The organism is Pedobacter vanadiisoli, assembly GCF_042684385.1.
Lineage (GTDB): Bacteria > Bacteroidota > Bacteroidia > Sphingobacteriales > Sphingobacteriaceae > Pedobacter > Pedobacter vanadiisoli.
In genome coordinates this window covers 1-12,404 of the sequence record NZ_JBHULL010000043.1, presented here as the reverse complement: position 1 = coordinate 12,404, position 12,404 = coordinate 1, and the positions used below count along the sequence as shown (strand labels likewise).

Here is a 12,404-nt window from a genome sequence, read left to right as displayed (position 1 = left end):
CCTCGTTGCAAACGAAGACGATGATCATATTTATACGCCCAATACTGTATACTCAGTGAATTATCACTGCGTTCAGGATGACAAATTATATTTTACTTCAAACTTTTCACTAAACTCAATTTCAACTCCTTAATTCCTTTTACTACTAATCCTGCAACCTGTTTAGCTCCTTCCGGACTTAAATGTGTATTGTCTTTCCTGCCATTTGGATAGTTTACATTTCCTGAATCAACATAATTGAATAATTTGATCGATTGTTCTTCGCCCAGGCGGTTTAACAAACTTTCCGTTTTCACCAGCATATCAATCAGGGGAACATTTAATGAATCGGCTACCTGACGCGTAATACGAGGATAATCGCCATGTGAATCGATTAAAACACCATTTTTGAAACTTCTGCGGGAAATTGGGGTGAGTAAAACCGGAAAAGCTTTTTTGCTCCGGGTTTCTTTTACATAATTAACCAAATTAATCTTAAAATCTGCCAGTGAAACACCAACTGCAGGCTTATCAATTTTTTCATCATTATGTCCAAATTCTATAAAAACATAATCGCCAGGTTTTAACTGTGCCAATATTGGATCCCAGTGCTTTTCGGCCCTGAAAGATTTCGTACTTCTTCCGTTTAAAGCCCGGTTATCAACTGTAAGGTCGGATTTAAAGTATGATTGCAATACCATGCCCCAACCCGTTTCCGGATAAGCTTTTTCTTCTTTATTGGCTGCGGTAGAATCGCCAATGATATACAATTTTGTTTTCTTCTGAACGGTGGTAAAAGAGAATAAAACAGTTAAGGCCCCTGCCGTAAAAAATTTAAGGAAATTCGTTTTCATTTTATTTATTTGTGAGTGGGTTCCACTGATCGGTTCCGCTCAGAATATTTTTTAAGGTATAATTTTTAGCTTCAATATCAGTGAGCTGTTTTGTCCAGGCCAATCTTGTTTTTGGCGATGCCCCCGCACCTTTGTTTTTGTATTCAGCATAAAAAACCGTTAATTCCTTATTGGGAAACATCTTGTCGCCTTTCCAGGCATTCCAGCCCTCAGGTAAAATATGTTTCCCGATTTCACAGTTTAAGAATACCGTTTTTGCATATGGCCGCCATGGCCTGCCCAAATATGCTTTTTTTACTGCAGTATCTGCAATGAGTTTACAATTTAGAAAAACAAACCCGAATTTCTGTTGCGCGGAGGTTGAAGCCGCGGTAACATACGAGTCACTCAGGTTTTTAATGGTGCAATTTTCGAAAACAACAGTGGCTTTACCAAATATAAAATCGGTCGTGCCTTCAATATAACAGTTTTGATAATATTGACGACTATTTTCTATAGCTGCATAAAGTGTATCCTGATTGCCTAAAAACCTGCAGTTTTTAGCTGTAAAACGATCGCCTTCTACATGCAGTGCAACCGCCTGGCCAACGCGGCCAGCCGAATTGATGATGCTTAGGTTTTCGAAGTGGGTATCATTCCCTTGAACCAATACCGTAAAAGAGGTGTAAGTGCTGAATTTATCGTTCCCAAACTGGTCTTTGCCAGCTGGATTTAGCCTCCCGGAATAATCGTCGAAAGTAATAATGGTATTTTCAGGATTCTCGCCAATAATCGAAATCATGATTTTCCAGGATGGAATAATCAATTTTTCCTTGTAAATACCCTTTTTAACATAAATTTTAACTTCCTGTTCGCCTAAATCCCTCACCGAATTTACAGCTTCCTGTATGGTTTTATAGTTTGCGCTGCCATCTTTAGAGACGGTTATTATTGACGGGTATTTAGGATCCTGGGCGTGGCCGTAAAGAATAGAAAAGGCATAAAAAAAGAGGAACGTGATCAATTTAAAATAAGATATTCTTTTCATTTTGGTCAGTTAAGATCTAAAGCTAATTGTTAATTAACAACTCTTGGATTGCCATTACCAAAGAGTCGTCTACTCGAGCTAAGTGAAACTTAGCCGAGAAATCTATCTAGGGCAGGCTTCCCCACTTCGCAATGCTCCGGTCGATATAACGCCTCTTGTTTGTAGAGCCACTTAATTACCATCCCTACATAAATTTCAATAAAAAAGGGCAGATCTAAACCTGCCCTTTAAAAATAATTAATAAGTCCAGCGTGGATCGCCAATCGGGCCGCCGGTACTTCCGGCAGTTCTTAAAGGCGACACAGCAGGCAGTGAAAAATCAGTTGTGGCGGCAGTCCATCCTATATTAATACTTTGATTGCTGGCTAAAGTTGCCGTTCCAAAGGTCAGGGCTGTTCCACCAGTTAACGCACTGAACAAATTGAAATAATTGCTGTTCGAGATCCTTAATGTGCTTCCAGCTCCTGTACCTCTTATGGCAGCCGCATTTACGGTGCCTGATTTTGGCGTATTGGCTAAAATGCTGTTCTGGATGGTAAAGTTGATCGGATTGGTATTGGCATCCAGCAAGGTATACTTTGCATTACCACCAAAACCATTAAAGGTTGAATTGGTAATCGAAACCGTTGGGATAACATCACCTGTATAGGTGGTGCTTGCCGTAACCAAACCCGGGCCGGCATTATAAAAAGTAGATTTCGAAACGGTAAGCGTATTAAATTGCATCTTGTTTACATGGAAGGTATAATAGGCTGAAGAACCATTGGCCCCCATATTGTATACAATAGAGTTGTTCACGGTAATGCCTGTTATCTTAAAATCGCGGGCCGCTGTTCCCCTATCACCACGTAAAAATGCAGTTGTTGCATTATGGACTATGCAATTATCTACTACCACATTGGTAAAGGTTGCTGCAGCGCCATTTGATGCCTGCGTGCCAATAAAGTTGATAAAATAAAGTGCTGCTGCCGAAGCCCCATCAAACTCAATACCCGATAGTGTTACACCTGCACCTGTTCCTTCTAAATCCAGTTCTTTAAAGTTAACCTTTGTATCTGTCGGGTTGCCGGAGGTAGATTTGATGGTAATGGTTTTTTGGGTAATAAATGTCGATGCCGCAGTTAGATTGTAAGTGCCCGGATTTAGACCGATAATTGCACCATTAGCTGCTGAACTAATTGCAGTAGCCAGGTCGTCGCCCGGGTTTAATTTTACCGTATAAGTGGTAGGCGCAAGCGTTGTAAAAGTGGTAATTCCTTTACTCTTTGTGCCAGCAAAAAGTTCGGCAGTATATTTTGTTCCTGCGGCTAATCCTGTAATGACCTTTAAGCCCGCAGATGCATCACCAGCACTTAAAGTTGTAGTGGTGGCAGCGCCAGCTGTTGGAGTTAAAACAATAGATGTTAGGCCAGTTGTAGGAGTAAAACGCAATGTAATGCTGTTTTCTTTAATCTCGTTGTCTCTTACCTGTAAAAACAACTGAATCCCAGTTAACTGGAAGGCGCTGCTCCTGAGGTATTTCGATTCGGGCTGACTTTCGGTTGCATTGGCTTTTACCCTGGCATAATATTTTGTCCTAACGGTTAAATTATCTTCAGTTACCGTTACGCCTGCGGTATCGGCCGTTGTGCTATAGTTCACCGTTGCGAACAGCGAATCGGTAGAAAAATCGATACTGTATTTAAAGGTTTTTCCTGCTGACATTAAAGGCGGGGTCCAGGTTAATTTAGCCGAAGTTTCTCCAGCGGTAATTTTTATATCGCTGGGTTTAAATATTCTGGCCGGATCTGTTGGCGCATCAGCTTCTTTTTTACAAGAAGAAACTACCACAACCATTAATGATAAAATGATCAGTTTAAACCTTAATTGATTGATAATTTTTTTCATGATTGATAATATAAATGCGTTAATAACCAAAGTTCTGAACCATGTTCGGGTTTTCGATCAATGTGGTTTTTGGATATGGGAAAAGCTCTTTTTTGTTGGCCTCGAAGTAAAACGCGATGCCTGTAGATGTACTGGTGATCGAATTATCTTCAGATACTGCTTTTCTCCAGTTTTTAGTGGTATAACCTGTTGGTGCTGTTGAACTATTCAGGCCCGGAGAAGCAAATACATTGTTTGGAATGCCACCATAAAGATCGAGTGTGGCTACCTCATTTACGCTGGGTCCCATTAAATAATTGCCTTCTTTGGCGTAGATATAGTTGGGCACATTTGCATAATCGCCCGTTCCGGCAATTAAAGCACGTATTTTAGTACGTATTTCATCAAATTTGCTCGCCAATAAATTCCAGCGGATTAAATCATATTTACGGATACCCTCCCCGCCAAATTCCAATAAGCGCTCTTTAACAATGGCATTAAAAAATCCGGTTTTATCCATTGGCGTTACGGGGATCTGGGTTTCAAAGCCTGCATAGGCCCGTTTCTGAACTTCCTGTAAAGCACTCACTGCAGCTGCTGATGGCGCACCATTTATTTCATTATCGGCTTCTGCATACATTAACAGGATATCTGAGAAGCGTAACATGGGCCAGTTAACCCCAAAAGTTTGCGATGCAGATGAACTGTTAAAAGCAGTCCACGATTTACGGAATTTACCATCTGTCATGTTAAACAGAGTGTTGATGATTTTTTTTGATGATGCTACAATTTCGAAAACCCCGATGGTTACATCCCTGCGGCAATCTTTAGTGGGGTCAAATTCGTAAAAATAAGTAGGAATGGCATTCATACCACCGCCACCTGAACCGAAAGTAGAGGCCGAGTTAAAGCGGATACCATTGTAATAACCCAATTTACTATCGGTAGATGCATTACCCCCAAAAGCCGCTACCTCGAACATGAGCTCGTGGGCATCATCATAGCGGGTGGTGGTGTGCAGGCTTTTAAATACATTTTCGTAAACCGGGTTTAAATTATGCTCTGAACGGTGGTTCATAATATCCAGGCACTCCTCAAAAGCAATTTTATAATAGGTTAAATAATCGGAGCTGCGTTCCATAGTATGGCTGGCTGACCTTAATGAATAGCCACCTCTTGCCAATGCAATCCTGGCCCTTAAACCTTTAATAGCCCCTTTGGTATAACGGAAACTGCCATATTCGGTAATTCCGCTTCTCCATGGAACAAGATCTTCAGCCGTTTTTAAATCGGCAATAATCTGGTCGTAGGTTTTATTTCGGTCTACATTGGGGCCATATAGTGTTTCTGCATCTGCCGAAGGCACAAAAGAAGCCGGTACATCGCCCCAGTTGCGGATAAGTTCGTATAAAAACTGGGCCCTTAAGGTAAGCGCTTCACCGTAATAACGTTTCATGGCCGTTTTCTCCGCATCAGATCCATTAGTATATAATTTTGAAGCCGGAATGTACTTGATGCAGATATTCGCACGTTCTACGCCCGAATAAAGCTGCAGGAATGGATTGATCAGGTCGGTATTATCAGAACTTGCACCGTACATACTAATCCCCCTACGGTCTGATGAGCTGTAACTTCCTGAGGTTTTAAAATCATCAGCTGTTAAGCCAAATAAGGTAGAAATACGGCTTCCATAACCATTGTCTCCGCATAAACGGTTATAAATGGCAATAACTGCGGCATTGGTATTGGCTGTACTTTCGAAAACAACATCAGGAGAAGAAGTTGATGGCGATTGTACATCTAAATATTTTTTACAAGAAGTGGTTATGCTCAATGCTCCAACAGCAATTACCATTAAAGCCGATTTTATAAATTTATTGTTCATTTTCTTTAATGTTGAGTTTAAAATACCATGTTAATACCAGCAAGGATATACCTGCTGCGCGGGTAGGCAGCATAATCGATGCCCGGCGTAAGTGGGTTCGATCTGCGGGTGTTTGCCTCCGGATCGTAACCCGTATAACCGGTAATGGTATAAAGATTGTTTACTGTTCCATATACCCTTAGCTTGGAGATGAAACCTGTTTTTTTGATCAAACTTTGCGGTAAACTATAACCCAGGGTTACATTGCTGATTCTTAAAAAAGATCCGTTTTCGATGGCATAAGAAGTTAAGGCATAATTTCCTGTGGTAGGTGTCCATAAAGTGGTATTGGCATTCATTGCCGTTAATACAACCGGATCGGTTACTTTCACACCGTTGGCATCGAAATTCTGCCACCTGTCATTCATCACCGCCAGTAAATTGTTATCCTTAACGTTATATTGTGAGGTAAATTCGAGTTTATTGGCGTTATACACTTTGCTGCCGTAGCTAAAGTTTAAGAATACAGTTAAGTCGAAATTTTTGTAAGCAAACTGGTTGTTAAAACCGCCCATAAATTTCGGTTGTGCCGTGCCCAAAACGGTTCTGTCATCATCACCGATCATCATGCTCGACGAAGAGGAAAGTTTCTTAACTTTCATATCACCGGGCTGTGGATCGCGGTTGCCCAACAATACCCTGCTGTTTGCCACGGTTGGCTTAAGGGTGTAGGTATAAACCCCGGTGGTGGTATTTTGTACATAGGTAAAATCATCGACCGTATAACGCCCATCAGAAACAAAGCCGTAAAACTGGCCGACAGGTTTTCCTACTTCAACTTTAAAATCGCCCAGGCTGTTTCCCCATCCCGATTGCGTAATGTAAGAACTTACGCCGTTCTGCAGTTCTACAATTTTATTTTTATTGAATGAAATATTGAAACTGGTATTGTAACTAAAATTTCTGGTTTTAACAGCCTGATAATTTAACTGAAGTTCAAAGCCTGTATTTTGGGTTTTACCCACGTTTTGCTGTTGGGTAGAGTAACCTGTTGTTTGTGGAACGTTTGCATTTAACAACAGGTTTTTAGTCCGGTTGTCGTAATAATCCAGGTTAATTGACAGCTTGTTTTTAAACAGATCAATATCAATACCCAGGTTTTTGGAAATATTGGTTTCCCAGGTAATGTTCGGGTTTGATAAGATGTTTCCTGTTGCCGTACCTGAAATCAGGCCTGTTGATATAGCCCCATCCGTTTCGGCGTAACCACCAGTGGTAGAGCTTAGGTAAAACAGGGTTCTAAACAAATCCTGGCCAATGCGGTTATTTCCGGCGGCACCATAACTAAACCTCACCTTAAAGTTATCCAGCCAACTCAGCTGCATATCTTTAATAAATTTCTCTTCTGTAACCCGCCAGGCAACCTGTGCTGATGGAAAATAGCCCCATTGTTTTCCTGCCGCAAATAACGATGAAGCATCTGTTCTGAAGTTTACAGTGGCCAGGTATTTGTTCTGAAAACCATAAGATGCCCTTCCAAAAATTGAAAATTGCCTGGTCCCCGAAATTAATGAAGTTGGCCTGTCCTGGATCGTATTTGGCGGAGCACTGCTTACAAAAGCATCTTCGGCAGAAATATTGATCGGTAAAAATTTAAGTACTGTTGTTCTCGAGTCGATATCAACCATGTTAATTTCCTGTCCGACCAATAAATCCAGGCTGTGGTTTTTACCCAGGTTTGGCCTGTAGTTAATGGTATTGGTGTTGATAAAAGATTTTTGCGCTACCGTATCCAGTTGGATGGCAGGCAAACCTGCATTGTTTCTGGCGACATTGCTAACCGGACCGTTAAAGGTATTGGTGTGGCGGTTAACCCTGTTATAACCAACGGTACTCTTTATTGTTAAGTTTTTAAGGATTGAATATTGTATATATCCGCTAGAAATCAGGTCGTTACGGTAATCGTATTTCAGCTCCTGGTTGGCCAGGGTAATCGGGTTGGTTAATCCAGTGGTTAAATAATCTGCATCGAACAGATCGCCGGAATCACCTCCGCCCGAATAAGGCTGATAGCGTACAGAATTTCTTAAACGGTTGGTGCCCTGCGAGCCTGTAGAGCTTGTACCCACACCATCTACACGTTGACGGCTGTAGCGCGCATTTAAACCTATCCTGAATTTATCTGAAAATTTATGGTCTAAACGGATTGATGCGAAAGTTCTCCTGTAACCGGAATTAAGCATAATACCATCTTCTTTTGTATTGTTTACAGAAGCATTGTAAGTGGTTTTAGATGTGCCTCCTGATAGATTTAAGACTTCGGTATTGCTCCATGCCTGCCGCCCGAAAACTTTGTCCTGCCAATCGATATTTTGAATGTTTTTGTATATGTCAAGATCTTCAAAAGTGCCGTATTTTTTTGTGAAAGTATCTTTTACCTCCTGATTAGTGTTGTTGTTATACAGCTCATACTGATATTTGATAAACTCATAGGGGTTCATTACATCCAGCTCGTTTACAATCTGCCGTACACCTGCGTAAGCATCAAATGAAACAATGGGTCTCCCTTTTTTACCGCTTTTTGTTGTAATGATTACTACGCCATTGGCGCCCCTGCTACCATAAATCGAAGTGGAGGCAACGTCTTTTAACACATCAATAGACTGGATTTCGTTCGGCGATAAGATGGATAAAGCATTTTCAACCTGGATCCCGTCTACAATGTATAGCGGCGAATTATCACCGGTAAGTGAGCTGCCCCCCCGCACTTTAATTACAATTTCGGCACCCGGACTACCCTCCGTTGTGGTAACCGATACACCGGCAAGTTTACCCGCTAATGCCTGTGCGGCAGTACTTACCGGAAATTGGTCGATATCTTTTCCGGTAATTGAAGAAACGGAGCCAGTTAAAGCCTCTTTACGCACCGATCCATAACCGATATTTACCGTCACTTCTTGCAGGGTATTGGCATCTTCTTCTAAATTTACATCTACCTTGCTTTGATTGGTAAGGGTTACATTTTTGGTTTTGTAGCCTACATAGGTAAAAGTTAAAGTAGCGCCATTAGCTGGAACAGTGATTTTATAAGTTCCGTTTGCATCGGTACTGGTTGCAATTTTGGATTCTTTTACACTCACACTAACACCTGCCAAAGGCTGCCCATCCGTTTTATCTTTTACAGTACCACTAACCTGCCGTGTTTGTGCTTTTGTTACAGATAATCCAAAAAAAGAGAAAAATGCTAAAAAGAGTAGAACTCTGCTCATAAATTATTTATTTGAAGTGATTTGGTTATTTTTAAGATGCTGCAATTGCACGCATGTAGAATATAATTCTATTTCGGGATGTTATTGTTTGTTTATATTTGGTTACGTTGACGTAACAATTTTACAAACTAAAAACCGTTTGAAACCCAATTTTAACTAAAAAAGTGTGCAAACGTTCCCAAAAACGTTGTTGTAACGTTTATCAATATTGTTTATCAAATCTGCTTAAAGAGATATTTTTTGTAACTTGTACTCCATACGAAAATGAGATTTGAAACATCTACCATAAAGGATATAGCTAAAGCACTCGGGTTGTCAACTTCAACAGTTTCGAGGGCTTTAAGAGACCGTTACGAAATTAGTGAAGAAACCAAAAAACTGGTTTTGGCTTATGCGGAAAAGGTTAATTACCGCGCCAATCCCATTGCACGGAGCTTAAAAGAACGCCGTAGTTATTCCATAGGTATTATTGTTAGCGAAATTGCAAACAACTTTTTCTCGCAGGTGATAAATGGCATTGAATCAATCGCTTACGATAAGGATTACCATGTAATTATTTCTCAAAGCCACGAATCTTACAAACAGGAGAAACTGAATGTTGAGCACCTTGCATCGCGTTCTATTGATGGTTTACTGATTGCGCTATCATCAGAAACACAGGATATTGATTACCTTCGGAATTTGTATGCCAAGGGCTTACCGATTGTTTTTTTCGACCGTGTGCCTAAAGATTTTGAAACCCATAAAGTAATTGCGAATAATTTTAAAGGCTCTTTTGATGCTACCGAGCACCTGATTTTGTCGGGAAAGCGCAGTATAGCACATTTAACCAATTCAGAGAACCTTTCGATAACGAAAGAAAGGTTAGAAGGTTATAAGGCAGCCCTGTTTAAATACCACATTGAATTTAAGCCCGAACTGGTTAAATATTGCCAGCACGGAGGGATGCACAGTACAGAGCTGGAGCAGGCAGTAAAAGAACTTTTACCCCTGAATCCCGATGGGATTTTTATTTCGAGCGATCGCTTAACCACCGGCTGTATCATGGCACTAAAAAAAACCAATCCGGAAGTGGCGTATAAAATCGCAATCGCCGGTTTTACGAATTCTAACCTGGTCGAACTGTTTAGTCCCTCTTTAACCTCAGTTAAGCAGCCTGCTTTTGAAATGGGGCAGGTAGCCACAGAGTTATTAATTTCAATGATCGAAGCCAAAAGGCCTGTTACCGAATTCGAAACCAGGGTTTTAGATACAGAGCTGGTGAAGATGGCGAAGCGGTAGGCATTTGGCGTCAAGCATAAGGCGGTGAGCGAGATTAACGTATAATTAAACGCTTTTCGCTCTACTCCCAACGCCCAAACTCACATCTCTCAACTCCAAACTAATTCTTACCTTTGCACCATGGTAGAAATCACATTAAAAAAGGGCAAAGAGAAAGCTGCATTACAAAGACATCCATGGGTATTTTCTGGCGCACTGGAAAAAGTTAAAGGGAAACCCGAAGATGGTGATGTAGTAAAAGTTTTTGCTTTTGACCATGAATTTCTGGCCTATGGATATTTCAACAGCAATTCGCGTGTGGCCGTTCGTTTATTAGAATGGGACGAAACACAGACAATTGATATCAGCTGGTATAAAAACCGGTTAAAACAGGCCATTGCTTCACGTCAGTTTATCTTAAACAAACAGACCAATACTTGCCGTCTGGTTTTTAGTGAAGCCGATTTCCTGCCAGGTTTAATTGTTGATCAATATGCTGATTTTCTTTCGCTCCAGATTTTAAGCTCCGGAATTGAAAAAGTGAAAGCAGAAATTGTAGAAATTTTAAAAAACGAATTAAATCCAAAGGGAATTTTCGATAAAAGTGATGCCACAGCCCGTACGCACGAAGGTTTACCCATAGAAAACGGGTTGCTATGGGGTGAAAACCCTCCGGAATTTTTGGAGGTAAAAGAAAATGGAATAATCTACCACATTAATATTGCTGAAGGACAAAAATCGGGTTTTTACTGTGATCAGCGTGACAATAGGCATATCTTAGCCAGTTATACAAAAGGTAAAAAGGTTTTGGATTGCTTTAGTTATAGCGGTGGTTTTAGTTTAAACAGTTTAGCTAATGGAGCAGTAAGTGTTACCAGCGTTGATAGCTCTGGTTTAGCCGTAGAAACGCTCAAACAAAATGTTGCACTAAATAAATTCGATGTAAACAGGGTAACAGCCATTCAGTCAGATGTAAACAAACAATTACGGGCTTTTAAAGATTCAGGAGAATTATTTGATGTAATTGTACTCGATCCGCCTAAATATGCACCATCGCGTTCCGCATTAGACCGCGCTGCCAGAGCCTATAAAGACCTGAACCGTTTAGGCATGTTGTTACTGGAAAAAGGCGGTTTACTGGCTACTTTCTCATGTTCAGGAGCCGTTGATATCGAAACATTTAAACAGATTATCGCCTGGGCAGCCCTTGATGCGGGTAAAGAAGTTCAGATTATTAAACAGTTCTGCCAACCCGAAGATCACCCGGTCAGGATTTCTTTTCCGGAAGGAGAGTATTTAAAGGGATTATTGTTAAGGGTATTATAGATTTATCACTTACCGATCTACTTTAAACCACAAAGACACAAAAGCACGAATTTATTTTGAACATTAACCGGGTGTATAGTGTCTTTGTGGTAAGCTGAAATCAGTATTTGGTTATCCAACCATTACTTTAGCAGTAATGGCCAGCCGGTTCCAGGCATTAATGGTCACTATGGCCATAATAATCTGTGCCAGTTCCTGCTCGTTAAAAAAGCTCGCCGCTTTTTGATAAGTTGCATCAGAAACGTGGTGGCTAATTAAAGTTACTTCTTCTGTTAAGGCCAACACCGCTTCTTCCTGTGCTGTAAATAAAGTGGTTTCTCTCCAGGCATTGAGCAGGTACAAACGTTGTTCGGTTTCGCCTATTTTGCGGGCATCAGTTGAGTGCATATTTAAGCAAAATGCACAACCGTTAATTTGAGATGCGCGTATTTTAATTAATTCTAAAAGAATTGGATCCAGTTTGCTGGTTGATAAATATTTTTCTAAGCCATACATGGCCTGGTAAGCTGCGGGTTCTACTTTTTGGATGTTGATTCTGTTTTCCATTTTTATTTGTTTTTTGATTACGATGTAAAGGTCTGCATCTTAAAAATCAAAAAACTTAATGTAGTTTAAGAAATGAATTTTCTAACCGCAAAGGGCACAAAGGCTTTTGCGATTGCGCTAATTAGGGTTAAAAGTTCGGGTAGTTCGCCATTAAATGCTATTCGATAAATTTAGGCGATTCGTCCTTTCGACCATAGTGGAAAAATCTATGGGTAATTTATTTAACAATAGAACTTACAGATTTAGCTTCGCTGAGCACTGCGTGGTTCTCCATTCCGCTTTGCTCCAGTCGAAATGATTGTTATGATAAAAACAAATTTTACGCAGCTATATTATAGTTATTTTTATAGCTGACTTGATTTTTAATAACTGCAGCAATTCTCAATGCTATTTTGTTTCTAACGGCATTAATT

At 40.5% G+C, this 12,404-nt stretch carries 8 protein-coding genes; 2 read left to right on the top strand and 6 right to left on the bottom strand.

Annotated features, from left to right (window positions below; all coding sequences use genetic code 11):
• Nucleotides 1–92: 92 nt before the first annotated feature.
• From ACFSR6_RS20245 to ACFSR6_RS20225, 5 genes are all read right to left on the bottom strand, one after another.
• On the bottom strand, nucleotides 93–833 hold the full coding sequence (locus ACFSR6_RS20245) for a rhamnogalacturonan acetylesterase (RefSeq protein WP_379082315.1): 741 nt from the start codon (nucleotides 831–833) through the stop codon (nucleotides 93–95).
• A 1-nt stretch (nucleotide 834) separates the two neighbouring features.
• Nucleotides 835–1,860, bottom strand: a complete 1,026-nt coding sequence (locus tag ACFSR6_RS20240; RefSeq protein ID WP_379082313.1) for a pectinesterase family protein — start codon at nucleotides 1,858–1,860, stop codon at nucleotides 835–837.
• Nucleotides 1,861–2,097: 237 nt separating this feature from the next.
• Nucleotides 2,098–3,747: a DUF4957 domain-containing protein gene (locus tag ACFSR6_RS20235; protein ID WP_379082311.1), complete on the bottom strand. Its 1,650-nt coding sequence runs from the start codon at nucleotides 3,745–3,747 to the stop codon at nucleotides 2,098–2,100.
• A 19-nt stretch (nucleotides 3,748–3,766) separates the two neighbouring features.
• The gene (locus ACFSR6_RS20230) at nucleotides 3,767–5,611 is read right to left on the bottom strand and encodes a RagB/SusD family nutrient uptake outer membrane protein (protein WP_379082308.1); all 1,845 of its coding nucleotides are present in this window, start codon (nucleotides 5,609–5,611) and stop codon (nucleotides 3,767–3,769) included.
• A 17-nt stretch (nucleotides 5,612–5,628) separates the two neighbouring features.
• Nucleotides 5,629–8,859 carry a SusC/RagA family TonB-linked outer membrane protein gene (locus ACFSR6_RS20225; protein ID WP_379082304.1) on the bottom strand — a complete coding sequence of 1,077 codons (3,231 nt, stop codon included), beginning with the start codon at nucleotides 8,857–8,859 and terminating at the stop codon, nucleotides 5,629–5,631.
• A 264-nt stretch (nucleotides 8,860–9,123) separates the two neighbouring features.
• On the opposite strand from ACFSR6_RS20225, the gene ACFSR6_RS20220 reads away from it, so the two are divergent.
• Nucleotides 9,124–10,140, top strand: coding sequence for a LacI family DNA-binding transcriptional regulator (locus ACFSR6_RS20220; RefSeq protein WP_379082301.1), 1,017 nt, complete (start codon nucleotides 9,124–9,126; stop codon nucleotides 10,138–10,140).
• Nucleotides 10,141–10,260: 120 nt separating this feature from the next.
• Nucleotides 10,261–11,445, top strand: a complete 1,185-nt coding sequence (locus ACFSR6_RS20215) for a class I SAM-dependent rRNA methyltransferase (RefSeq protein WP_379082298.1) — start codon at nucleotides 10,261–10,263, stop codon at nucleotides 11,443–11,445.
• A gap of 111 nt (nucleotides 11,446–11,556) precedes the next feature.
• Here the strand turns inward: ACFSR6_RS20215 and ACFSR6_RS20210 are convergent, their stop codons facing one another.
• Nucleotides 11,557–11,991, bottom strand: coding sequence for a carboxymuconolactone decarboxylase family protein (locus ACFSR6_RS20210; RefSeq protein ID WP_379082296.1), 435 nt, complete (start codon nucleotides 11,989–11,991; stop codon nucleotides 11,557–11,559).
• Nucleotides 11,992–12,404: the final 413 nt, after the last annotated feature.